Here is a 23,324-nt window from a genome sequence, read left to right as displayed (position 1 = left end):
GTCAGTTTTTTTATTATTTTATTTCATGAGGAAATGAATAGCTTTTGCAATTCCTTTTTTGCAGGAAATGTAAATGGCAAGGGCCAATACAACTGCGATTGGAACTGCAACTAAGCTGCTTAACATAGAAACGAGAATGTAAGTTATTAAAGCGAGCAAAATTGAAAAAATAGCGATGTTTGCAAAGAAAGTAAGTTCAGCAATCCGTTTTTCAAGAGCTGTTTGAGATTTTTTTCTAGTTTCTGAATAACTATAATATTTTTGATTGTTATAGAAGTCTTTGAGATTTTTTAATTCCATGTGATAATTAGCAACTTTCCGAGGTTTTATGTACTTTTCCATTATAATATAAAATGCGAGAGCTTACATTTCTATAATATTTTTTAAGTTACAATTATGTATCTATTTGAATAAATTAAGCTTAAGCTCACTTGCTGAACTCAGTTTAAAAACGTGATATAATAAATGATATGATTACTATTACAACAACGGCAGAAAGTGTTGAACAGGCAAAAGCTTTGATTGATGCTGGTGCAGATACTTTATATATTGGCGAAGCTGAGTTTGGCTTGCGTGTTCCGACGGCGCTCACTTATGATGAAATTCGAGAAATTACGTTATTGGCACATGAGGCAGGACGTACGGTGACTGTTGCAGTCAATTCGCTCATGCACACGGAAGATATGGCAAAAATTAAACCTTTTCTTGATTTTCTACAGGAAATCGGAGTTGATAAGATTGCGGTTGGAGATACAGGTGTGATTTTTGTTTTGCAACGGGATGGTTATAAATTGCCTTATATTTATGATGCTTCAACGCTTGTCGCTTCGGCTCGGCAGATTAATTTTTGGGCGGAGCAAGGAGCAGTAGAGGCGGTTCTCGCGCGCGAACTTCCTAAGATAGAACTTGAGGGAATGGCTTCAGAGATGCAAATTCCGGGAGAAATTCTTGTTTATGGCGCAACGGTAATCCATCAGAGTAAACGTCCGTTGATTCAAAATTTTTATAACTTCATCAAAACAGATGAGACGGGAAAAGACCGTGAACGTCACCTTTTTGTTTCTGAACCGAAAAAAGAAGATACACATTATTCGATTTTTGAAGATAATCATGGCACCCACATTTTTGCAAATGATGATTTAGATATGCTGACAGAACTATCAAATTTGACAGAAATGGGCTATAATCATTGGAAGCTTGACGGAATTTTTACACGTGGAGAAGTTTTTGTCAAGATTGTCAAAATTTTTGTTGAGGCAAAAAAGCTTATTGAGGCAGGCAATTTTACAATAGATAAAGCGAATCAGTTAGACGAAGAAGTTCGGAAGCTTCATCCATCAGGACGAACAGTTTCTCACGGATTTTATGACATCAATCCAGAAAAAATTAAGTAAAAAATATTTTTGACAGAACTGTCAAAAGTAAGTTTAGCTCATAAAACATTTTTGACAGAACTGTCAAAAATAAAAAAGTAAAAGTTTTGGTCTCACAGACCTTTTCAAAACACAGGAATCTATCTTGAAAATAGTTCCAAATTATTGGAGAAAAAATGAATAAAAATATCACATGTCCAGAAATTCTCGCACCAGCGGGAACATTGGAAAAACTCAAAGTTGCCATTCGTTACGGTGCAGATGCCGTCTATATCGGTGGACAGGCTTACGGTTTACGCTCACGAGCAGGCAATTTTAGCTTTGAAGAAATGGAAGAAGCCGTCGCTTTTGCCAATGAGCATGGAGCCAAAATCTACGTCGCAGCCAACATGGTCACGCACGAAGGCAATGAAAAAGGAGCCGGTGAATGGTTCCGCACACTTCGCGACATTGGCATCTCAGCAGTTATCGTTTCAGACCCAGCTCTTATTGCCATTTGCGCCGCCGAAGCACCAGGTCTTGCCATTCACCTTTCAACACAAGCTTCCGCAACGAACTATGAAACCTTGCAATTTTGGCAAAAACTCGGACTTGAACGTGTGGTCCTCGCGCGCGAAGTTTCTATGCAGGAACTCGCAGAAATCCGCAAACATACAGATATTGAGATTGAAGCTTTCGTTCACGGCGCGATGTGCATTTCCTACTCAGGCCGTTGTGTTTTGTCCAACTACATGAGTATGCGCGACGCCAACCGTGGCGGTTGTAGCCAATCCTGCCGTTGGAAATATGATCTCTACGATATGCCATTTGCTGGCGAAAGAAAGTCTATCAATGGCGAGATTCCCGAAGAATTTTCAATGTCAGCTGTTGATATGTCAATGATTGAGCATATTCCCGACCTCATTGAAAATGGTGTCAATTCTTTCAAAATCGAAGGACGAATGAAATCCATCCACTACGTCTCAACCGTTGCGATGGTCTATAAAAAAGCCGTCAACGCTTATCTGGAAAGCCCAGCGAGTTTTGAAGCAATCAAGCAAGAACTCGTAGATGAACTTTGGAAAGTTGCACAGCGCGAACTTGATACAGGCTTTTACTACGGTATTCCCGATGAAAACAAACAACTTTTTGGCGCTCGTCGAAAAATTCCTGAATACAAGTTTGTCGGAGAAGTCATTTCCTATGATGAAAATTCAGGCACAGCTATCATTCGTCAACGCAATGTCATCAACGAAGGAGACACGATTGAGTTTTACGGTCCAAATTTCCGCCATTTTGAAACAACAATCCAAAATCTCCGTCTTGCAGAAACAGGAGAAAAGATTGACCGCGCGCCCAATCCAATGGAATTACTCATTATTGACGTACCACAAGCCGTTGAAACAGGCGATATGATTCGTCGTTCAGGCGCTGGACTGATTAATCTTTACAAAAAAGAAGGAAAGGTCGCAATGGCAAATGGCACACATTAAAACGATTGTTCTAGCCAATCCTTGGCTAACTTTTACAGATGAAATCAAAGCACTTTTTTTGCAAAATACAGCATACGATTTCCAATTTAAGTCAGAAAAAGAACTCACTGAGCAAGATTTTGCAGAAACAGAAGTTTTGATTGCTATTCCTAGCCCTGATATCTTACCCAAATTTAAAAAATTAAAATGGCTTCAACTTTTTAGTGCAGGCACAAATGGTTACACAGAAGGAGCAGCTTTTCCAGAAAATGTCCAACTCACAAATGCCACAGGGACTTATGGATTAACGATTTCTGAGCATATGTTGACAATGTCGCTTGTTCTCATGCGCAAATTTAACATCTATCAAGAGCAACAGGAAAATGAAATCTGGCAAAATGCAGGAGAACTCCAGTCAATCTACGGCTCAACCATTCTTGTACATGGATTAGGAGATATTGGCGGACATTTTGCACAAAAAATGCAAGCACTCGGAGCAAAAGTGATTGCCGTCAAACGTACAGTTTACGGCGATGAAAAATTTGCCGACGAAGTTTATCCTGAAAGTGAACTTGAACGCCTTTTGCCACAGGCAGATATTATTGCTTCCTCTGTTCCAGGTACGAAAAAAACCTACAAACTCTGGAATGCTGAGCATTTTTCTCTTATGAAGCCCACAGCAATTTTTATCAATGTTGGACGTGGCACAAACGTAGATTTGGATGCACTATGTACAGCCTTAAATAATCAAAAACTTTGGGGAGCAGGAATTGATGTAACTGACCCAGAACCATTACCAAAAGGTCATCCTGCATGGCATACAAAAAATCTTCTCATCACACCACACGCTTCAGGTGGTTATACCTTACCTGCAACGCGCCAACGTTTTGAGAAAATTCTTGTAGATAATCTTACACGTTATGCAGCAGGAAAATCACTAAAAAATATCGTTGATATGCAAACAGGTTATAAGCGAAAGGATTGAACATGACAAAAGTTGGCGTATATTTTGGAACTTTCGCTCCTTTGCACATTGGACATTTACAAGAAATTTATAAATGTGCGACTGAAAATGAAAAAGTTCTCGTGATAGTGTCTGGCTATACAGATGATAGAGGAGCTCAGATTGGACTTCCACTTGCTAAACGTTTGGCTTATTTACAAGAAGCTTTCAAAGATGAGCCAAATTTTGTTATCGCAGGATTAAATGAAACAGATTTACCGCCGATGCCTCACGGTTGGGATGAGTGGACGAAGCGCTTGTACAGTATTATTTTTGAAAATATTGCAGAAACTCCAGCTGATATCACATTTTATGTTGGCGAAGTTGAGTATGTGAAAGAACTCATCCAACGTTTTCCAGAAGATATGAACCATTATCAGGTTGAAATCGCCAATCGTTTGGAAATCCCAATATCCGCTACGAAAATTCGTGGAAACTCACTTCGATATTGGCAATTTATTCATCCTGTTTTTCGCCAACATTTCACAAAGTATGTGACTGTTTTAGACAATGAAACCTTGCTAAGAAGATTAGCTTATTCGAGTAATTCACCACTTGTTACTACAGAAATGGACAATATTAGTTCAAACTCTGGCATTGTTTTTGTAAAAAATCCTATTCACATAGAAAATATGGACATTATTTTTACAGAAAACTCAGAAACGAAGTCCAAGAGAAACACAATCCTCCTTGATGATAAAAACGAACAACTGCGTTTTTACCACAGTATTGATGCTTTAAATGAGCAATTTAAAATAAATATTCCTAGATTAGGAAAATAAAAGTCATCATTATTTTGATGGCTTTTAACTTATTTTTAGAGTAAAATATCATATTTTGATATTAGATTGATTTTTTTGATAAATAAAGTTATACTAGAATAAAAAAGCGCTATCAAAACTACTAAAAAAATAGTTTTAGATAAGTTAATAGCACTAGTTTTAGGGGGAACAAGGGGAGAAATGGTAAAAAGGAGTTTATCAGAAGCTGAAAGTTATACATGGAGAATTATTCAAGAACATTATGAGGAAATTCCCAAGACATCTATTTCAGAATTAGCTGAAATTGCTCATGTTTCAATATCAACAATTAATCGGACAGTGCAGAAAAAAGGTTTCAAAGGTTATGCTGAGTTTAGATTTTCAATCAAAGAAAAATCAATCCCAAAAATTAAAGGTTTTTCTAAAGAAGTATTAGCCGCCATTTCTAAAAATGAAGAAGAATTAATAAAAACGATTAACAGTATTTCTGTTGAAAGTGTAGAAGCAGCTGTAGAAGCGATTGAACAAGCTTCGGAAATTTTAATTTTTGCACGAGGTTTATCTACCAATGTAGCTATAGAGATGATGAAAAAGCTACAACTTTATCATAAATTAGGAGTGATTCATGATGATGCAGGTTCGATGGCTTATTATGCGAAGCACGTCACATCAAACAGCTTGATTATTGTAACATCGCTTTCTGGAGAACGCGATGAAATCAATATTCCATTAAATGATGCAAAAACACAAGGAGCCACTATTTTAGCTTTGACAGTTTCTGAAAATAGTACATTGACACGTCTTGCAGATATTTCGCTTGTTGGTTATAAAAGTCCTTATGAAGTGCATTATTTTGATTTAGATGTTCACAGTCGTCTGCCCTTGCATATATTGGTTCGTGTGCTATTTGACGCTTATTCTATTTATAAAAAAAGTAATTGATTATTGTGAAATAAGTAATGTTAGAAATAAAAACTATTTCATTTATGAAGTAGTTTTTGAATATCATTTTTTATTTTGGAAGAATTTCCAGACAAAAACTTAAAACTTGGAAACCTTTCCTTAGCGAAAAATGTTATTCTTTTATTGTAAGCGATTTCCGAGAAAAATTATGCTTATCAAGAAGGAGCTTCCTCATGGGAGAGAAAATGAAACAAAGAATAAGCTATGCGTTAGGTGCATTTGGTCACGACACCTATTATTATGCGATAAGTACATTCTTTATTGCTTTTGTGACCAGTCAGATGTTTGCAGGTGATAAAAACGAAGATGCTATGATTGCTCTTGTCACATCACTTGTTGTTATTATTCGTTTAGTTGAAATTATCTTTGACCCGATTATCGGTGGTTTTATTGATAATACTCATACACGCTGGGGGAAGTTTAAACCTTGGTTGGTAGTTGGCGGTATCATGAGTTCTTTGATGATTATGTTGATGTTTTCTCGATTTTTTGGTCTGGCTTCAAGTGTCAATAAAGGATTATTCACGGTTGTATTTATCATTTCATTTATTATTTTGGATGCTTTTTATTCATTCAAAGATATTTCATTCTGGGGAATGATTCCAGCTTTGTCTGCGACAAATTCAGAACGTGAAACACTTGGAACTTTTGCGCGTTTTGGCTCAGCAATTGGTGCACAAGGGGCAACGATTTTAGCTGTTCCTATTACCATCATGTTTACATCTGGAGGAAAAACGCAGGGGGCACGAGGATTCTTTGCTTTTGGAGTAATGGTTGCTATCGTACAAGGAGTGACAGCTTTAATCACTGCATGGGGAACAAAAGAACAAAAATCAGACATTCGTCAAACAGGTCAAAAAACAATGCCTATTGATATTTTCAAAGCTCTGATAAAAAATGATCAGTTGATGTGGTTGTCACTTTCATATATCTTGTTTGCTATTGCGTACGTCGCAACGACAGCAACATTGATTTTGAATTTTACATTTATTATTGGACACGCAACACTCTATTCAATCACTGGGATTGTTGGATTTATTGGCTCGATTATTCTTGTGCCTTGTTTCCCACTCTTAGCAAGAAAATTTGGACGGCGCAAAGTATTGACAGGTGCTATTGTAAGTATGATAATAGGATATATACTTTTTGTAGCAGGTTCATCCGTTATAACAACTATTTTGGGATTGATTTTCTTGACAGCACCTTATCAACTTGTCTTCTTATCAGTTCTGATGACAATTACCGATTCTGTTGAGTATGGACAATGGAAAAATGGTGTACGAAATGAAGCAGTCACTTTAGCGATGCGTCCTCTACTTGATAAAATTGCAGGTGCTTTTTCAAATGGTATTTATGGCTTTGTGGCGATTGCAGCAGGTATGACAGGTAGTAAATACGTTGCAGGAAAGAGCTATGGTATCGGAACTTTTAAACTCTATGCTTATATTGTGCCAGCTGTTCTGATGATTATCTCTCTTACAATTTATCTAACAAAGGTTAAACTTACTGAAAAACGTCACGCAGAAATTGTAGCAGAACTTGAAGATAAACTTGGAAATAACAAATGAAAATAGAAACAAAAGAGTTTGGCTTAGGAGCAACGCTGATTACACTGACTAATCAGCAAAATATTGCTTTGAGTTTTACAAATTTAGGTGCGCGTGTGGTAGATTGGAATGTATCAGGAAAACATATCGTTCTAGGATTTGATAGCGCACAAGAATATCTTGAGAAAGATAGTTATCCTGGAGCAACGATTGGTCGTACAGCAGGACGTATCAAAGATGGAATAGTTCAAATTAATGGGAAAGATATCCAGCTCAATCAAAATGAATTTCCCCAAAATTTGCACGGTGGCGAAGATGCGTTTAATTTGAAACTTTGGCGTTTTGAAACATTTAATCAGGGAACAGTAGCAGGAATACACTTTTATCTGACATCAAATGATGGAGAAAATGGCTATTCTGGGAAGCTTGATGTGACTGTGACACATTCGTTTGATGAAAATGGAAAGTGGGAAATTGAATATGAAGCGATTTCTGATAAAGAGACAGTTTTTAATCCTACTGGTCATGTGTATTTTAATCTCAATGGAGATGTGAGTATTCCTATTGATAATCATAAATTGGAACTTGCTGCTTCAAGGTTTGTCGCACTTAAGGATAAGACAGAAATTGTGCGTGGAGACATTTCAGGGATAACACAAGATTTTGATTTTCGTGAGGGAAAACTACTTGAAGAAACTTTTGCAGGCAATTCTGAGCAGTTGATATTGGTTGGTGGGATTGACCATCCTTTCTTGCTAGATGAAGTGATACTTACGAAAGAACAAGCAAGATTATCGCTTGATGATGTGAGCGTTTCGGTTTACACGGATCGTCCGAGTATTGTGATTTTTACGGCAAATTTTGGAGATTTAGGAACGATTTATCGTGGAAAAGCAGAAGCAAATCATGGGGGAATTACTTTTGAATGTCAAGTAGCACCGGGGAGTGAGCAAATTCCTGAGCTTGGGAATATACAACTCCAAGCAGGAGAACATTATCATGCGACAACAATTTACAAACTAAATGGAGAAAAATAAAATGGCGACGATTGTAGAAAATAGCAAAGTCCTATCAAAGTTGACAGGGAAATTTATAGATGTTTTTGGCGGAAAAGAAGGTTTAAAGTATTTTTTCTCGCCAGGACGGATTAATCTGATTGGAGAACATACGGACTATAATGGAGGATATGTATTTCCAGCAAGTATCACGATTGGAACAACAGGTTTGGCACGTTTACGTCATGATACGAAGGTACGTCTTTACTCTTTGAATTTTGAGAAAGATGGAATTTTTGAATTTGATTTAGCTACTGTTCGGGAAAAAACAGACGGAGAATGGATTAATTATGTTAAAGGAATGATTGTTGCATTACAAGAAGCAGGTTATCAGATTGACAAGGGATTTGAGCTACTGGTGTCAGGGGAAATTCCAACAGCATCGGGACTTTCTTCTTCTGCCTCATTGGAATTGCTAGCAGGTGTAGTGCTGGAAAATCTCTTTGGGTTGAATATTTCACGTTTGGAACTTGTGAAATTGGGACAGAAGACAGAAAATGATTATATTGGTGTAAACTCTGGTATTTTAGACCAATTTGCGATTGGTTTTGGTGAAATTGGGAAGGCAATTTTACTGGATTGTAACACGCTAGAATACGAGATGGTACCCGCAGAACTTGGTGATGTAGAGATAGTTATCATGAATACTAATAAACCACGTGCCTTGACCGAATCTAAATATAATGAACGTTTTGCTGAAACACGTGAAGCTTTGAGACGATTACAAACAAAACTTTCTATTCAATCTCTTGGAGAATTATCTAATGAAGAATTTGATGCAAATATTGACTTAATTGGCGATAACACACTGGTAAAACGTGCACGTCATGCAGTATATGAAAATACGCGATGTAAGATAGCGCAAAAAGCTTTTGTTGCGGGAAATTTGAAAGAATTTGGAAAATTACTCAACGCTTCTCACGCATCACTCAAAGATGACTATGCTGTGACAGGGCTTGAACTTGATACGTTAGCTGAGACAGCACAAAAACAGGATGGTTGTTTGGGCGCACGTATGACAGGAGCTGGATTTGGAGGTTGTGGGATTGCATTGGTCAAACATGATGCAATTCCTGATTTTATAAAAAAAGTTGGTGATAAATATGAAGAAGTAGTCGGCTATCCAGCCAGCTTTTATGTGGCACAGATTGGTTCTGGAGCGACAAAACTTGATGTAGAATAGAAAAAGTTATGATAGTCATCAACGTTGGAAATGATAAGAATATTTAACTTTGAAGATAAAGACTTTTTACTTATCAGGTCATGTAATAGTTGCAAGAAGGGACGAGAAATAGGGGATGGAAGAATTAACGATTTATCAAGTGATTGAGAATTTTATTCAGCTTGGAGTTGAAAATGGAACAATTCAAGAACTTGATGTGACATATCTGCGAAATCAACTTTTGCATTTTATCGGAATAGATGATTGGCAAATACCTAAAGAAAAAAAGCTTGAGACAGATTCATTATTGCTAATGGATAGACTTTTGGCTTATGCACAAGAAAAGGGAAAAAGTGTTGAGGAAGAAAAAGAAGCTTATGAAGCTGCTTTGATGGATTTTATTACACCTGCTCCCAGCAAAATTAACATGGATTTTTGGGAAAAGTACCAGCATTCGCCAGATAAGGCAACAGATTACTTTTATACACTTGCTAAACAGGTCAATCAAGTAAAAACACGAGATATTGCACGTAATATTTTATTTAAACATCAGACAAAATATGGTGAGCTGGAGATTACAATCAATTTATCAAAACCGGAAAAGGACCCTAAAGCGATTGCGGCTGAAAAAGAAAGAAAAATACAGTCCATAAGTTATCCACTTTGCCAACTTTGTATGGAGAATGAGGGATTTTTTGGAGGAAATGGACAAGCAGCACGTTCTAATCATCGAATTGTGCGTTTGAAACTTGGAGATGAAGAATGGGGCTTGCAATATTCTCCTTATGCTTACTATAATGAGCATTCTATCGTGTTAAATGAGAAACATCAACCCATGAAAATTAATCAGAAAACTTTTGTGAATTTATTTAGTTTTTTAGAGCAATTTCCACATTATATGATTGGTTCAAATGCTGATTTACCTATTGTTGGTGGTTCGATTTTGACACATGACCATTATCAAGCAGGACGTCATGACTTTCCAATGGCAAAGACAGATATTCGTGAGAAAGTTAAATTAAAAGATTTTCCTGAAATGAGTGCTGGTATTTTAAATTGGCCAATGAGTGTTTTGCGTTTAACTTCTGCTCGTAAAGAGGAGTTGATTGAAGCAAGTCAGATGATACTTGAAAAATGGAAAATCTATGATGACAAAGATTTAAATATACTTTCACAAACTTCAGATGGAGTGGTGCATCATACGATTACACCGATTGCCTATAAACATGGAGAGAGTTATGAAATCAATCTAGTTTTGAGAGATAATAATGTTTCTGACGAATTTCCAGATGGTATTTTTCATCCACATCCTGAGCTTCATCATATCAAAAAGGAAAATATTGGCTTGATTGAAGTTATGGGCTTGGCGATTTTGCCTCCTCGACTGAAAGAAGAACTTAAAGAAGTGGAGAAATATTTGATAAATGAATCCAATGAGATGAAAGCTATTCATCAAAGATGGGTAAATGAATTAAAATCAAAAGATAACTTTACTCCTGAAAATGTTGAAAAAAAGGTAAGAGAAGCTGTTGGAGAAGTGTTTAGTCAGGTATTACAGGATGCAGGTGTATTTAAAGATAATCAAAAAGGACAAGATGGCTTTAGGCGATTTATTGCATTTTTAAATAAGTAAAGTTATACTTAATAGTAAATAATAGGGAATGAGGGGAAAAATGACAGTTTTAGTTTTAGGTGGTGCAGGATATATTGGTTCTCATGCGGTAGATATGCTTCTTAGTAAAGGCTATGATGTGGCTGTAGTGGATAATCTTGTGACAGGTCATCGAGCAGCTGTACCTGCTCAAGCGCGTTTTTATGAGGGAGATGTGCGCGATCGTGGTTTGATGGAACGTGTTTTTACAAGTGAAAAAAAGATTGAGGGATTGATGCATTTTTGTGCTTACTCTTTGGTGGGAGAAAGTATGGAAAAACCTGCCATGTATTTTGATAATAATGTCGGTGGCTGTATCTCGATTTTAGAAGCAATGGAAGAATTTGGTGTGAAGCACATTGTTTTTAGTTCTACGGCGGCAACATTTGGTATTCCTGAAAGTTCTCCGATTTCTGAAAAAACACCACAAAAGCCAATCAATCCTTATGGGGAAAGTAAGCTAATTATGGAAAAAATGATGAAATGGCAATCAGAAGCAACAGAAATGACTTATGTCGCTCTGCGTTATTTCAATGTTGCTGGTGCTGCAAATGATGGTCATATTGGCGAAGCGCATAAAAATGAGACGCATTTGATTCCGATTATTTTACAGGTAGCTCAAGGAAAACGTGAGAATATCACGATTTATGGTGATGATTATCAGACGTCGGATGGGACGTGTATCCGTGATTACATTGATATGGAAGATTTGATTGATGCCCATATCAAGGCTTTGGAATATTTGAAAGCTGGTGGAAAGTCGGATCAGTTTAATCTTGGGAGTTCACATGGTTATTCAAATCTTGAAGTGCTGGACACCGCACGTCAGGTGACAGGAAAAGAAATTCCTAGTGTGATGGGCTTACGTCGTCCTGGGGATCCAGATGAACTGGTGGCAGATAGTACAAAAGCAAAAGAAGTTTTAGGCTGGCAAGTACAACATGACTTGACACATATCATTGAGAACGCTTGGCGCTGGCATAGTTCGCACCCAGATTTGTATGAAAAATAAAAAATTCGGATTTAATCCGAATTTTTCTTTTCGAGCAGCTCATAATAAGTTTGCTTTTTCTTTTGCAAAAAGTCAATGTGACTTTCAAGCTCTTGCTTTTTTTCGCGTAATATGTGTTCTTGTTTGATGAGAAGTGAGAGCCGTTCAATGATGGTGCTGTCTCCTTTTTCTCGCAAATCAGAGTAAGCTTTGATGTCTTCAAGCGGCATACCAGTCATTTTGGCACGCTGGATAAATTCTATCCAGTGGAGGTCTTTTTCTGTGAATGTGCGATAGTTGCTCGTACTGCGTTCAGGTTTGATAAGTCCTAAATCTTCATAATAGCGAAGTGTGGGAATACTAAAGCCAGTGATTTTTGCGATTTCGGAAATTTTATAAGTTTTTGTCATTTTTTTTTGCCCTCAAGCTCGCTTGATAGTTTATAATGATTGTACCATAAGAAAAAGGAGAATAGTATGAACAACTATGAAAAAGGACTAAAAGTCCGTGAAGAAGTGATTGGTAAAAGTGCCAGTCAAGCTGTTTCTGAGAGTTTACGGGACATTGCCCCCGATATTGACAACTACACGCTGTTGACCTTTGCAGAATTTTCTGAGCGAACGGTACTTGATATGAAATTGCGTGAACTGATTACGTTGACGAGTTTATTGACGCAGGGCGATACGGCAGGACAACTTCGTGTCCATCTTCAAGGAGCGCTTAACGTTGGTTGGAGCAAAGCTGAGATTATTGAGAGTTTTATCCAGTGTTTACCTTATGTTGGTTTTCCGCGCGTGCTAAATGCCGTGAGTGTTGCCAAAGAAGTTTTTGAAAAACAGACTGATTAGTCTGCTTTTTTGATGTGTCCAGCTTCTACTTCAAAAATACTGAGATTTTCGGGGAGATTTTTTAAGTGGTCAAGTGTGGTTGTTGTGATGAAAGTTTGTGTTTTGCCAAGGGCGGTTTCAATCAAATCTAATTGGCGACTGTTGTCAAGTTCACTCATGACATCGTCAAGTAGTAAAATTGGATATTCGCCAGTTTCATCAAAAATCAGGTCGATTTCTGCGAGTTTAATGGATAGTGCAACTGTTCGTTGTTGACCTTGACTACCAAAATCGGCGACATTGATATCATTTACAAAAAACTCAAGGTCATCGCGATGTGGACCAATACTTGTTTGGTGGCGGAAAATATCTTTTTCATGTGAATTTTCTAATTCTAGTAGAAAATCTTTTTGAACATTTTGTTTGTAGTGAATAGTGAGTTTTTCTAAACTGTGCGTGAGTTGTGTGTGAACTTTTTGAGCATAGTTTTCTAATTTTTCGATAAATCGGCTACGTTCCTGCATGATTTTTGTTCCATGCTCTACAAGTTGAGTATCAAGAACACTTAGGAAGTTCTTATCAATCTTAGATTTTTCAAATTTTAAATAAGAATTGCGTTCTTTGAGCGTTCGGTTGTAGCGGACGCTGTCGTAAAGATAGACAGGACGAATTTGTCCAATTTCCATATCGAGAAAACGGCGGCGAACACTTGGAGCGCCTTTGATGAGTTCAAGATTTTCGGGCGCAAACATAATGAGATTGAGTTGTCCAATATAGTCGGCAAGGCGATTTTCTTTGAGGTGGTTCGCTTTGGCAGTTCGTCCTTTGGCGGTCAACTCAACTTCTAATGGAACACTTGTGTGTGATTTTTCGACAGTAGCTGAAACTTTCATTTCATGTGCATTCCAAGCGATAAGTTCCTTGTCATGACTGGTACGATGACTTCTCGTGAGGGCAAGAAAATAAATCGCTTCAAGGATATTTGTTTTGCCCTGAGCGTTTTGTCCTAAGAAAATATTAAGATTTGGATGAAAAGTGAGATTGAGATTCTCATAATTTCGGAAATTTTTTAGTTGAATATTATTTAATTTCATTGGGGATTTTTCGTTATTGAGAGCAATCGTTTATTTTCTGCCAGGGAAATGAGGTTTTGTGGGTTTCTTAGTGCTTTTTTGCTTATTATTTTCAGCATTAAGCTTTTTTACGAGTGCTTTGACACGAAGTGTTTCTTCTTTTTCTGTTTGGTGTTCTGCAATTTCTGCTGCTGTGGCGGCACGAAATGTTGTGGCTAAATCGAAATTTGGAATTTCTAATGTATCACCTGCACTGAGTTTTTTTCCTCTACGATTTTCGGTTTCGCCATTGAGGAAAATTTTTCCTTCATTTTCTGCGAGAAAAATCTTTGCTTGACCTCCTGTGTTAATGAGACCAATTTCTTTGATAAATTGGCCAAGAGTAATGTATTCTTCGTATAATGTGTAATTTTCCATGTTCTTATTTTATCACAATTTTAGATTATTTTTATGAGAAGATAATAAGTAAAATATGGCTGATTTTTAATAAAAAAAGAACTCAAAAGTTGCTTGAATTTTGATATAATAAAGTGTATGATAATGCTTTGGCTTGAAAAGTCTTTGAGAGCATTGAACTTAGGAAAGTGATAGAAATATGAAGTTAGCAAATGGAGTAAATCTCCATGTGATAAATGAAACAAAGTTTAAAACAATTCGGATTATGGTGCGTTTTCGCGAGGAAGTGTTGCAGGAAAATTTGGCAAAACGTGTGTTGATTTCTAATCTTTGGGAAACAACAAATGCGGTTTATGAGACGGGAAAAGCCTTTAATCGTCGTCTTTCTGAGATTTATGGAGCGACATTTGCAACAGGTGTGGCAAAAAAAGGGAAGCAACATTTACTGAGTATCAATATGAGTGTTGTGAATCCAAAATTTGTGGGATTTGATACTTTATCTGCGATAGTTGATTTTTTAAAAATTGCTCTTTTTCAACCTGATGTACAGGAAAATGCTTTTAATGTGGATATTTTTCAGCGTGAACAAACAAATCTTATTCATTATTTGGAATCAATGAATGAGGACAGAGCATATCATGCGAGTCGAGAATTGACAAAATTGTTTTTTTCAGATAAAAAATTAGCTTTGCCGAGTGTTTCTACGGTTGAATTATTGGCGCGTGAAAATGCTCAATCTGTTTGGGATTATTATCAAGAAATGTTACGTTCAAATCTGATTGATATTTTTGTGCTTGGAGATGTAGCTGAGACACAAGTTGAGAGACTTTTTACGGATTTTGATTTTGAGAATAGAGCGGAAATTGATGGTCTTTTTTATGCGCAAGCTTTGCAAGATGATGTGCATTTTCTGACGGAGAAAAAAGAAGCGGCACAGTCTATTTTACAGTTGGCTTATCATTTGCCTGTACAATATGGAAGTGCGGATTATCTGGCTTTGCAGATTATGAATGGGTTGCTTGGTGGTTTTGCACATTCAAAATTATTTACAAATGTGCGTGAAAAAGCGAGTTTGGCTTATAGTGTGTCTTCTACTTTTGATTCTTTTACTGGATTTTTCAAGATTTCAGCTGGGATTGATGGGAAAAATGTTGAACGAGCAAAAGCTTTGATTTTTGAGCAGGTAAATGCTATGCAGGCTGGAGATTTCAGTGATAGTGAGTTAGAACAGACTAAAACAATGTTGCGCAATAGTTATTTTATGGGGCAAGATTCTACTTCTAATAATATTGAATTAGCATTTGTGAAGGCTTTGTTGCCTGAGCGTTTTTTGGAGACGGATGCGTTTGTTAGTGGAATTAGTGCGGTCACAAAAGAAGATGTACAGCGGGTTGCCAAGAGTTTAACCTTGCAAGCGGAGTACTTTATGGAAGGTTCACTTTGATTGAGGAGAGGAAGATGAAAAAAATTTTTTATGAGCGCGTTGGCGAAACTTTATTTGTAGATGTTTTAGAGAATGGGTTGACGGTTTATTATCTTCCTAAAGCGGATTATAATCGGACTTTTGGTTTGTTTACGACGAAATTTGGTTCTTTGGATACGACTTTTACTCCAGTGGGAAAACTGGAAACAAAGACATTTCCTGAGGGAATTGCGCATTTTTTAGAACATAAACTTTTTGAGAAAAAAGAGGGCGATGTGATGTATAAGTTTGGAGCTTTAGGTGCTCAAACGAATGCTTTCACGAGTTTTTCGCGGACGAGTTATCTTTTTTCAACGCAGGAAAATAGTTATCCTTGTGTGGAATTGTTGCTTGATTTTGTACAGGAACCTTATTTTACGGCTGAAAATGTGACAAAAGAGCAGGGAATTATTCAGCAGGAAATTCAGATGTATCAAGATGAGAGTGATTGGCGTTTATTTGCTGGATTGCTTTCACGAATGTATCCAAATTCTCCGTTGGCAGCTGATATTGCTGGGACACCAGCGACGATTGATGCGATTACGGCGGAAGATTTATATGAAAATTATGAAACTTTTTATCAGCCAAAAAATATGAACTTGTTTTTGACAGGACCATTTGATGTGGAAAAGATGTCAAACTTTGTGCGAGAAAATCAGGCGAAGAAAGATTTTGTGAATTCTGAAGTGATTAAACGTGAGACGGTAAAAGCGAGTGAGCCAATTTCTGGAGAAACGTTGGCTTTAGAAGTTGCGATGCCAAAATTTGCTCTGGGCCTTCGGGGAGAAGATAAATTGCCTGAAAATCCTGTGGAATTGTTGAAATATAAACTTTCTATGTCATTATATTTAGATTTATTGTTTGCGCCGACAAGTCAGCTTTATGAGAAATTGTATCAATCTGGTTTGATTGATGATTCATTTGAGACGAGTTTTGAGTTTGATGAACGTTTTCATTTCGTGGCTTTATCGGGAGATACAGAAAATCCTGAAAAATTGAGTGAAGTTTTGCAAGAAGCGCTGAAAAGTTATAAAATAGAGAGTGATTTCAGTGAGGAACATCTTGATTTGCTCAAACGAGATACTTTGGGGGATTATTTTAGCTCGTTAAATTCACTGGAATATATTGCCAATCAGTTTTCTTCGGCACTTTATGATAAAGTGAGTTTCTTTGAGTTGCCTGAGATTTTGTCAAAATTGACGCTGACGGAAATTAGTGACAATGCTGAAAAATTTATTCAAGAGATGAAAGTAGTAGAATTTACTATTTTGCCAAAATAAAATGAAAAAGTAGTAAAATTAATTTTGACAGAGTTGTCAAAAGTTAAAAATCAGTAAAATATTTTTTGACGGAGTTGTCAAAAGTTAAAAATTAGTAAAATATTTTTTGACAGAACTGTCAAAAATAAAATGTCAGTAAATTTGGCTGACAAATCTGAAAATATTGTTAAAATATTTTCCAAAAACAAAAAATACGAACAGTTATAATAAAAAATCCATGTGCAGTACAATAACGAAAGGGGGACATGGTGGCAATAAAAACAATCGGTCAGGTTTTAAAAGAAAAACGGACAGAACTCGGTCTTGGACTATCTGAGGCTGAAAAACTTACAAATGTACAAAAATTATATATCGTAGCGCTGGAAACAGATGATTACAAGGCGCTTCCAGGCGAATTTTATATAAAGGCTTATCTGAAACAATATGCTGAAAAATTGGGTTTAAATGCAGAGGAGATTGTTGCAGCTTATGAGGCGGGCAATGGAATTACGGTTGAGGATAAAGATGATATTCAAGAAACTTATCGTTTTGTGAAGCCGAGTGAGCGTGTGGAGGAAGAAGATACAGGACCACGGACTTGGCGAGATTATGTGCCAATTATTTTATTGTCCTCTGTTGCACTTGCGATTGTCCTTGCAGTTGTCTTGGCAGTTGTTGTCAATCAGTCAGGAACACCAAGCCTTGCGAGTAATAATTATCATTATTCTGATAGTAAAAAATCGTCTGCATCGGCGAAATCAACATCAAGTACAACACAAAGTTCTTCAAGCTCAAGTTCCAGCGCAGCTCCGCTACAAAAGCTGAGTGTTACTGGTTCAGGAACAACGTTGAATGCAAATTTAACAAATGCTCAAACACCAGTTAAAATCGAAATTTCAGTAGCAGCTGGAGGTAGTGTTTGGGTTTATGCCAATAATTCAGACATGGCAACAACGGGTGTCACATTGTCTGGCACGAATTTGACAACAACAGGAACTTTGAGCGCTGGTAGTACAGCATCGGTTATCACATTGGGAAATCATGCAGGTGTTTCAGTGACTATCAACGGTCAAGCACTTGACTTGTCTCAGTTGGGAACAGTTGGCCCTTATAAAATTTACTTGACAGTAAATGCTGCGACGGGCACACAAGCACCAACCACACAATCATCTTCAGCAGTGACAGCAAATGCTAATACGACAACTGCTCAATAAAATAAATTATTTTCAATGTATGAAAATGAAAAAAGAAAAGGAATATTATGAAACAGAAACTCCCTAACCAACTTACTATTTTGCGCATTTTTATGATTCCTATATTTGTGATTTTGCTTTATATCCCTAAAGGAGCGCACATTGGAAATACTTATCCAATGTGGATTATTGCAGCAGTAATTTTTGCTTTGGCTTCATTTACGGATTGGCTTGATGGATATCTGGCTCGGAAATGGCACGTTGTCAGTAACTTTGGTAAATTTGCAGACCCATTGGCAGATAAAATGTTGACAATGGTAGCTTTTGTGATGTTGGTTGCTTTAAATATTGCGCCTGCTTGGGCGGTCGCAATCATTGTCTGTCGTGAACTTGCGGTAACTGGTTTGCGCTTGCTTTTGGTTGAGCAAGGTGGAGTTGTGATGGCAGCTGCCATGCCAGGTAAGATAAAAACAGCAACACAAATGGTGTCAATTATCTTCTTGTTCATCGGCAATCCTTTGTATATTGGAACAATCCTGTTTTATGTGTGCGTCTTTTTCACAATTTATTCAGGATATGATTATTTTTCAAAAAATATGTCTGTTTTTAAAAATGCAGATTGATGGAGAAGAGTTGCAGTCATTTAATATGGCTGTTTTTTAATCTAAAGGGGAGTTCTAAAAGCTCAGATTTTGATTTTCCCAAGCCCAGTGTCAAGTCTCCTAGACATGGTGTAACCTGTTGTCGTCGGCTTTCCTTGTTCTTGGAAAAATCAGCTCAGAGATGCCAAAAAGCAGTTTTTAGAGCTACCCTAAAATTTTGGGGAAATAAATATGAAGTTACTTGCTTTCAGAGTGCTTTTGCGTTACAATAAGCTTGTAGAGAACGAACGGTCGGTGCAAGTTCGTCAATCATTGCGTGACAGTAAAAAATGGTGACCACATTATAGTCGTCTGAGGTTCTGCTGAATAACAGGACAAATTTAGGTGGTACCGCGCTTAACGAAAATTTTGCACCCTAGAGCTTCGGCTTTGGGGGCTTTTTTAACTCAAAACTGAGAAAACACAAGATGACAGAAAGGAATTTCATGAAATTACAAAAACCAAAAGGAACGGCTGATATTCTCCCTGATGAATCAGCAAAATGGCAGTATATCGAGGAAATTGCACGGGCAGTTTTCACGGATTACAACTTTAGAGAATTGCGTACGCCAATGTTTGAGAACTATGAACTTTTCAAACGCGCAACAGGTGAGACAAGTGATATTGTCACAAAAGAAATGTACGATTTTGAGGATAAAGGAGGGCGACACATTGCCCTGCGTCCAGAGGGAACAGCTTCGGCTGTGCGTGCTTATATTGAAAATAAACTCTACGCACCAGAAGTTTTGAAACCTGTGAAGATTTTTTATGAGGGTTCAATGTTTCGCTATGAACGTCCACAATCAGGACGTTTGCGCGAGTTTCATCAGTTTGGTGTTGAGTGCTTGGGAGTGAAAAATCCTGCGGTTGATGTGGAAGTTATCGCAATGGCACAGTCATTTTTCACACAAATCGGGATTAGTGGTGTGACTTTGCATTTGAATTCTTTGGGGGATATGGAAAGTCGCAAAGCTTATCGTCAAGCTTTGGTTGATTATCTCACACCTTTTGAGGAGCAACTTTCTGAGGATAGTCGTCGTCGGTTGCACGAAAATCCTTTGCGTGTGCTGGATAGTAAAGAAACAGAAGATAAGAAAATTGTGAAAGATGCACCATCTATTTTGGATTATTTGAGTGATGAATCTGCTAGTTATTTTAGTAATGTGCGTTCGCAGCTTGAGACATTGAATATTCCTTACGTGATTGATACAAATATGGTGCGTGGGTTGGATTATTATAATGATACGATTTTTGAGTTTATTGTTGATTTGAAAGGTCAGGAATTAACAGTTTGTGCTGGTGGACGTTATGATGGCTTGGTTGAATACTTCGATGGTCCTGCGACGCCTGCATTTGGCTTTGGCTTGGGAATTGAACGTTTGCTTTTGATTGCCGAAACACAGGACGTTTACTTTTTGCCAGAGGAAGGTTTGGATGCTTTTATTGCGGTTATGGGCGATAAGGCGAGTGTTGAAGCAACGAAATTGACGGAAGCTTTGCGTACTCAGGCTTATAGAGTGGAACGCGATTTTTCTGGACGTAAATTGACTGCACAGTTTAAAACGGCGACAAAACTTGAGGCTGAGGTGATTATCACGCTTGGTGATGATGAAGTTGAAACGAAACAAGTGACGGTAAAACATAATCGCACACGGCAAGAAATAAAGACAAGTTTAACGGCTCTTTATAAGTCATTTGACCATATTCTTGAGCGATTTGATGAAGAGTATTGAGCTTCTATTAACTACTAATGAGAAACTATTAAAAAATAAATGAGGAATGGGGGATTTGAGTTCTTCAACTTGGAAAGGATTGAAAAGATGAATTTTTCGATGTTTCTTAAGGAGAGGAACTTGTATCTGATATGAAACGGACAGATTACGCTGGAAATATTACAGAGGATTATTTAAATCAAGAGGTGACGGTCAAAGGTTGGGTGGCAAAACGCCGTAATCTTGGTGGACTGATTTTTATTGATTTGCGCGACCGCGCGGGGATTGTGCAGATTGTGGTCAATCCTGAGACGGCTTCGCCTAAGATTGTGGAAATCGCGGATAATGTGCGAAGTGAATTTGTGCTGGAAGTCACAGGAAAAGTCGTGGCGCGTGCAAGTAAAAATGACAAAATCAAAACGGGTGCGATTGAGCTGGAAGCCAGTCAAATCACGGTGCTTAACCGTTCAAAAACAACACCTTTTGAGATTAAAGATGATGCTGAGGTGCTTGATGATACGCGCTTAAAATATCGTTATCTGGATTTGCGTCGTCCGAAAATGCTGGCAAATCTGACTTTGCGCCATGCGACAACACGTGCAATTCGCAATTTCTTTGATGAAAATGGCTTTATTGATGTGGAAACACCCTTTTTGAATAAATCAACACCTGAGGGGGCGCGCGATTATTTGGTACCAAGCAGGGTGAATAAGGGCGAATTTTACGCTTTGCCACAGTCACCACAGCTGATGAAGCAGCTTTTGATGACGGCTGGACTTGACCGTTATTATCAGATTGTCAAATGTTTCCGCGATGAGGATTTGCGGGGCGACCGTCAACCTGAATTTACGCAGGTGGATATGGAAACGTCATTTTTGTCAGAAGAAGAAATTCAGGAATTGACAGAGGGGTTGATTGCGCGCGTGATGCACGAGGTTAAGGAAATTGATGTGACACTGCCATTTCCACGGATGACTTGGGATGATGCGATGAATTTTTATGGCTCTGATAAGCCTGATACACGCTTTGATATGCTTTTGACAGACCTGTCAAAAACTTTGAAGACGGTAGATTTCAAAGTTTTCAGTGAAGCGCCTGTTGTCAAAGCGATTGTCGTGAAAAATGCGGCGGATAAATATTCTCGTAAGAACATTGATAAATTGACAGACCTGTCAAAACAGTTTGGAGCAAAGGGACTTGCATGGATTAAGTTTGACAAGGATGAAATCACCGGGCCAATCGCAAAATTTTTGACAGAAGTTTCTGACGAACTTGTCAAAAATCTTCAGCTGGAAAATAATGACCTCGTCCTCTTTGTGGCTGACAAACTTGATGTGGCAAATGCGACGCTCGGTGCGCTCCGTTTAAATATTGCTAAAAATCTGGAACTCATTGACCACAGTAAATTCAACTTCCTCTGGGTGATTGATTGGCCGATGTTTGAATGGTCTGATGAGGAAAATCGCTATATGTCGGCGCATCATCCATTCACCTTGCCAACGGACGAAACGGTCAAAGAATTGACAGGCGACTTGTCAAAAGTCCGCGCGCACGCTTATGATATCGTATTGAACGGTTATGAACTCGGTGGCGGCTCGCTGCGAATTCACACACGCGACTTGCAAGAAACAATGCTCGAAGCGCTTGGATTTAGTCTTGATGCGGCAAAAGAGCAATTTGGCTTTCTTCTTGAAGCACTGGACTACGGTTTTCCACCACACGGCGGACTTGCTATCGGACTTGACCGCTTTGTTATGCTGCTTGCCGACAAGGACAATATCCGCGAAGTGATTGCTTTCCCTAAAAATAATAAAGCGAGTGATCCAATGACTCAAGCGCCGTCTACCGTCGCTGACAAGCAATTAGAGGAGCTAAGTATCAAAGTTGAACGAAATAATTAAACTGATAAAGTCGATTGGCGCAGAACGCTTAGCCAGTCGCTTCTCTGCTGCGGTACTTTATGGCGTTCTCTCAAGTTTTGCGTTGAACTTTTTCTATCAACCAGGACACGTTTATGCCAGTGGTATCACAGGTGCAGCACAGATTGTGTCAGATATTACCATTCGTCTGACGGGACATAATTTCCTGCCCATTTCGCTGATGATTTTCGTCATCAATATTCCGCTCATGCTACTTGCTTGGAAGGGAATTGGCAGACGATTTACGCTCTACACGCTGATTACGATTGGTATGAGTTCGATTTTCATTCATTTTGTTCCTGTGACACAACTGACGAGTGACCCTGTGATTAATGCCGTTTTTGGTGGTGCAATATTGGGCTTTGGTGTCGGAAATGCGATGAAAGAAGGCATTTCCAGCGGTGGAACGGATATCGTTAGTCTTTATGTGCGACAAAAAACAGGGCGAAAAGTTGGCACACTCTCGTTTATTGTCAATGGGATTATCGTCTTTGTTGCAGGGATTCTCTTTGGCTGGGAATATATGCTTTACTCGATTATTGCGATTTTCATCAGTTCGCGCGTGCAAGATGCTGTTTTCACTCGACAAAAGCGCCTGCAAGTCATGATTGTCACGCAATATCCAGATTTACTGATTGACAAATTATTTGAGAAATTCAATCACGGTGTCACGATTTTGAACAATACTGAAGGTGGCTATACGCACGAGAAACGTACAGTTTTGCTCAGTGTCATCACGATGTACGAGTATCAAGATTTCAAACGGATTATCGCCAAATATGACCCGCACGCATTTGTCTCCATCTCGGAAAATGTTCGTGTTTTAGGCAAATTTGAAGAAATTATGGACTAAAAATATTTTTGACAGAACTGTCAAAAATATTT

Annotated in this window: 22 protein-coding genes; 18 read left to right on the top strand and 4 right to left on the bottom strand. The window is 38.0% G+C overall.

The features are described from left to right. Nucleotides 1-18: 18 nt before the first annotated feature. Complete coding sequence (locus tag KJS36_RS02115; RefSeq protein ID WP_244842548.1) at nucleotides 19-342, bottom strand: DUF3270 family protein; 324 nt, start codon at nucleotides 340-342, stop codon at nucleotides 19-21. Nucleotides 343-470: 128 nt separating this feature from the next. Between KJS36_RS02115 and KJS36_RS02110 the strand changes: the two genes are divergently transcribed. The 10 genes from KJS36_RS02110 (at nucleotide 471) to galE (ending at nucleotide 11,978) form a co-directional block, all read left to right on the top strand. Continuing rightward, nucleotides 471-1,394 (top strand): peptidase U32 family protein, encoded by a 924-nt coding sequence (locus tag KJS36_RS02110; protein ID WP_213533851.1) that lies wholly within the window; start codon nucleotides 471-473, stop codon nucleotides 1,392-1,394. Nucleotides 1,395-1,549: 155 nt separating this feature from the next. Then, on the top strand, nucleotides 1,550-2,845 hold the full coding sequence (locus tag KJS36_RS02105; RefSeq protein WP_213533849.1) for a peptidase U32 family protein: 1,296 nt from the start codon (nucleotides 1,550-1,552) through the stop codon (nucleotides 2,843-2,845). Then, nucleotides 2,832-3,809: a D-2-hydroxyacid dehydrogenase gene (locus KJS36_RS02100; RefSeq protein ID WP_213533846.1), complete on the top strand. Its 978-nt coding sequence runs from the start codon at nucleotides 2,832-2,834 to the stop codon at nucleotides 3,807-3,809. Before KJS36_RS02105 ends, KJS36_RS02100 begins: the two co-directional genes overlap by 14 nt. Nucleotides 3,810-3,811: 2 nt before the next feature. Further along, nucleotides 3,812-4,609, top strand: coding sequence for a transcriptional regulator (locus tag KJS36_RS02095; RefSeq protein ID WP_213533844.1), 798 nt, complete (start codon nucleotides 3,812-3,814; stop codon nucleotides 4,607-4,609). A 180-nt stretch (nucleotides 4,610-4,789) separates the two neighbouring features. Then, nucleotides 4,790-5,530 carry a MurR/RpiR family transcriptional regulator gene (locus KJS36_RS02090; protein ID WP_213533842.1) on the top strand — a complete coding sequence of 247 codons (741 nt, stop codon included), beginning with the start codon at nucleotides 4,790-4,792 and terminating at the stop codon, nucleotides 5,528-5,530. A gap of 194 nt (nucleotides 5,531-5,724) precedes the next feature. Beyond that, nucleotides 5,725-7,119, top strand: a complete 1,395-nt coding sequence (locus KJS36_RS02085) for a glycoside-pentoside-hexuronide (GPH):cation symporter (protein ID WP_213533840.1) — start codon at nucleotides 5,725-5,727, stop codon at nucleotides 7,117-7,119. Continuing rightward, nucleotides 7,116-8,135 carry an aldose epimerase family protein gene (locus KJS36_RS02080; protein WP_213533838.1) on the top strand — a complete coding sequence of 340 codons (1,020 nt, stop codon included), beginning with the start codon at nucleotides 7,116-7,118 and terminating at the stop codon, nucleotides 8,133-8,135. The genes KJS36_RS02085 and KJS36_RS02080 overlap by 4 nt, the downstream gene beginning before the upstream one ends. Nucleotide 8,136: 1 nt before the next feature. Further along, nucleotides 8,137-9,336: a galactokinase gene (locus tag KJS36_RS02075; RefSeq protein WP_213534035.1), complete on the top strand. Its 1,200-nt coding sequence runs from the start codon at nucleotides 8,137-8,139 to the stop codon at nucleotides 9,334-9,336. Between the two features lie 115 nt (nucleotides 9,337-9,451). After that, a complete protein-coding gene (gene galT, locus KJS36_RS02070; protein ID WP_213533836.1) occupies nucleotides 9,452-10,948 on the top strand; it encodes a UDP-glucose--hexose-1-phosphate uridylyltransferase in 1,497 nt (498 codons plus the stop codon). Nucleotides 10,949-10,988: 40 nt separating this feature from the next. After that, nucleotides 10,989-11,978, top strand: a complete 990-nt coding sequence (gene galE / locus KJS36_RS02065; protein ID WP_213533834.1) for a UDP-glucose 4-epimerase GalE — start codon at nucleotides 10,989-10,991, stop codon at nucleotides 11,976-11,978. 11 nt (nucleotides 11,979-11,989) lie between these two features. On the opposite strand, the gene KJS36_RS02060 is transcribed toward galE, so the two are convergent. Continuing rightward, nucleotides 11,990-12,367, bottom strand: a complete 378-nt coding sequence (locus KJS36_RS02060) for a MerR family transcriptional regulator (RefSeq protein ID WP_213533832.1) — start codon at nucleotides 12,365-12,367, stop codon at nucleotides 11,990-11,992. A gap of 66 nt (nucleotides 12,368-12,433) precedes the next feature. On the opposite strand from KJS36_RS02060, the gene KJS36_RS02055 reads away from it, so the two are divergent. Next, nucleotides 12,434-12,805 (top strand): carboxymuconolactone decarboxylase family protein, encoded by a 372-nt coding sequence (locus KJS36_RS02055; RefSeq protein ID WP_213533830.1) that lies wholly within the window; start codon nucleotides 12,434-12,436, stop codon nucleotides 12,803-12,805. On the opposite strand, the gene recF is transcribed toward KJS36_RS02055, so the two are convergent. Together recF and yaaA are read right to left on the bottom strand one after the other, a co-directional pair. Then, on the bottom strand, nucleotides 12,802-13,878 hold the full coding sequence (gene recF, locus KJS36_RS02050; protein ID WP_213533828.1) for a DNA replication/repair protein RecF: 1,077 nt from the start codon (nucleotides 13,876-13,878) through the stop codon (nucleotides 12,802-12,804). The two genes, KJS36_RS02055 and recF, sit on opposite strands and share 4 nt — an antisense overlap. Before the next feature lie 30 nt (nucleotides 13,879-13,908). Then, a complete protein-coding gene (gene yaaA / locus KJS36_RS02045) occupies nucleotides 13,909-14,274 on the bottom strand; it encodes a S4 domain-containing protein YaaA (protein WP_213533827.1) in 366 nt (121 codons plus the stop codon). A 178-nt stretch (nucleotides 14,275-14,452) separates the two neighbouring features. On the opposite strand from yaaA, the gene yfmF reads away from it, so the two are divergent. The 7 genes from yfmF (at nucleotide 14,453) to KJS36_RS02010 (ending at nucleotide 23,292) form a co-directional block, all read left to right on the top strand. After that, complete coding sequence (gene yfmF, locus KJS36_RS02040) at nucleotides 14,453-15,697, top strand: EF-P 5-aminopentanol modification-associated protein YfmF (protein ID WP_213533825.1); 1,245 nt, start codon at nucleotides 14,453-14,455, stop codon at nucleotides 15,695-15,697. A gap of 14 nt (nucleotides 15,698-15,711) precedes the next feature. Continuing rightward, complete coding sequence (yfmH, locus tag KJS36_RS02035) at nucleotides 15,712-16,995, top strand: EF-P 5-aminopentanol modification-associated protein YfmH (RefSeq protein WP_213533823.1); 1,284 nt, start codon at nucleotides 15,712-15,714, stop codon at nucleotides 16,993-16,995. 245 nt (nucleotides 16,996-17,240) lie between these two features. Next, nucleotides 17,241-18,188, top strand: coding sequence for a helix-turn-helix domain-containing protein (locus tag KJS36_RS02030; protein ID WP_213533821.1), 948 nt, complete (start codon nucleotides 17,241-17,243; stop codon nucleotides 18,186-18,188). 47 nt (nucleotides 18,189-18,235) lie between these two features. Further along, on the top strand, nucleotides 18,236-18,790 hold the full coding sequence (pgsA, locus tag KJS36_RS02025; protein ID WP_213533819.1) for a CDP-diacylglycerol--glycerol-3-phosphate 3-phosphatidyltransferase: 555 nt from the start codon (nucleotides 18,236-18,238) through the stop codon (nucleotides 18,788-18,790). A gap of 464 nt (nucleotides 18,791-19,254) precedes the next feature. Next, a complete protein-coding gene (hisS, locus tag KJS36_RS02020) occupies nucleotides 19,255-20,541 on the top strand; it encodes a histidine--tRNA ligase (RefSeq protein WP_213533817.1) in 1,287 nt (428 codons plus the stop codon). A gap of 131 nt (nucleotides 20,542-20,672) precedes the next feature. Next, on the top strand, nucleotides 20,673-22,421 hold the full coding sequence (aspS, locus tag KJS36_RS02015) for an aspartate--tRNA ligase (RefSeq protein WP_213533815.1): 1,749 nt from the start codon (nucleotides 20,673-20,675) through the stop codon (nucleotides 22,419-22,421). After that, nucleotides 22,405-23,292 (top strand): YitT family protein, encoded by an 888-nt coding sequence (locus tag KJS36_RS02010; RefSeq protein WP_244842546.1) that lies wholly within the window; start codon nucleotides 22,405-22,407, stop codon nucleotides 23,290-23,292. Before aspS ends, KJS36_RS02010 begins: the two co-directional genes overlap by 17 nt. Nucleotides 23,293-23,324: the final 32 nt, after the last annotated feature.

This window comes from Lactococcus nasutitermitis, from assembly GCF_018403765.1.
Taxonomy (GTDB): Bacteria; Bacillota; Bacilli; order Lactobacillales; family Streptococcaceae; genus Lactococcus; species Lactococcus nasutitermitis.
This window is presented reverse-complemented; position numbering and strand designations above follow the sequence as displayed.

What these genes read in the sequence shown, in the direction of transcription:
- KJS36_RS02100 (WP_213533846.1), top strand. Translation starts at nt 2,832, where the DNA reads ATGGCACACATTAAAACGATTGTTCTAGCCAATCCTTGGCTAACTTTT.
- yfmF (WP_213533825.1), top strand. Translation starts at nt 14,453, where the DNA reads ATGAAGTTAGCAAATGGAGTAAATCTCCATGTGATAAATGAAACAAAG.
- KJS36_RS02095 (WP_213533844.1), top strand. Translation starts at nt 3,812, where the DNA reads ATGACAAAAGTTGGCGTATATTTTGGAACTTTCGCTCCTTTGCACATT.
- KJS36_RS02105 (WP_213533849.1), top strand. Translation starts at nt 1,550, where the DNA reads ATGAATAAAAATATCACATGTCCAGAAATTCTCGCACCAGCGGGAACA.
- yfmH (WP_213533823.1), top strand. Translation starts at nt 15,712, where the DNA reads ATGAAAAAAATTTTTTATGAGCGCGTTGGCGAAACTTTATTTGTAGAT.
- galE (WP_213533834.1), top strand. Translation starts at nt 10,989, where the DNA reads ATGACAGTTTTAGTTTTAGGTGGTGCAGGATATATTGGTTCTCATGCG.
- aspS (WP_213533815.1), top strand. Translation starts at nt 20,673, where the DNA reads ATGAAACGGACAGATTACGCTGGAAATATTACAGAGGATTATTTAAAT.
- KJS36_RS02110 (WP_213533851.1), top strand. Translation starts at nt 471, where the DNA reads ATGATTACTATTACAACAACGGCAGAAAGTGTTGAACAGGCAAAAGCT.
- KJS36_RS02090 (WP_213533842.1), top strand. Translation starts at nt 4,790, where the DNA reads ATGGTAAAAAGGAGTTTATCAGAAGCTGAAAGTTATACATGGAGAATT.
- KJS36_RS02085 (WP_213533840.1), top strand. Translation starts at nt 5,725, where the DNA reads ATGGGAGAGAAAATGAAACAAAGAATAAGCTATGCGTTAGGTGCATTT.
- hisS (WP_213533817.1), top strand. Translation starts at nt 19,255, where the DNA reads ATGAAATTACAAAAACCAAAAGGAACGGCTGATATTCTCCCTGATGAA.
- KJS36_RS02055 (WP_213533830.1), top strand. Translation starts at nt 12,434, where the DNA reads ATGAACAACTATGAAAAAGGACTAAAAGTCCGTGAAGAAGTGATTGGT.
- KJS36_RS02030 (WP_213533821.1), top strand. Translation starts at nt 17,241, where the DNA reads ATGGTGGCAATAAAAACAATCGGTCAGGTTTTAAAAGAAAAACGGACA.
- KJS36_RS02060 (WP_213533832.1), bottom strand. Translation starts at nt 12,367, where the DNA reads ATGACAAAAACTTATAAAATTTCCGAAATCGCAAAAATCACTGGCTTT.
- KJS36_RS02115 (WP_244842548.1), bottom strand. Translation starts at nt 342, where the DNA reads ATGGAAAAGTACATAAAACCTCGGAAAGTTGCTAATTATCACATGGAA.
- KJS36_RS02075 (WP_213534035.1), top strand. Translation starts at nt 8,137, where the DNA reads ATGGCGACGATTGTAGAAAATAGCAAAGTCCTATCAAAGTTGACAGGG.
- KJS36_RS02080 (WP_213533838.1), top strand. Translation starts at nt 7,116, where the DNA reads ATGAAAATAGAAACAAAAGAGTTTGGCTTAGGAGCAACGCTGATTACA.
- galT (WP_213533836.1), top strand. Translation starts at nt 9,452, where the DNA reads ATGGAAGAATTAACGATTTATCAAGTGATTGAGAATTTTATTCAGCTT.
- yaaA (WP_213533827.1), bottom strand. Translation starts at nt 14,274, where the DNA reads ATGGAAAATTACACATTATACGAAGAATACATTACTCTTGGCCAATTT.
- recF (WP_213533828.1), bottom strand. Translation starts at nt 13,878, where the DNA reads ATGAAATTAAATAATATTCAACTAAAAAATTTCCGAAATTATGAGAAT.
- pgsA (WP_213533819.1), top strand. Translation starts at nt 18,236, where the DNA reads ATGAAACAGAAACTCCCTAACCAACTTACTATTTTGCGCATTTTTATG.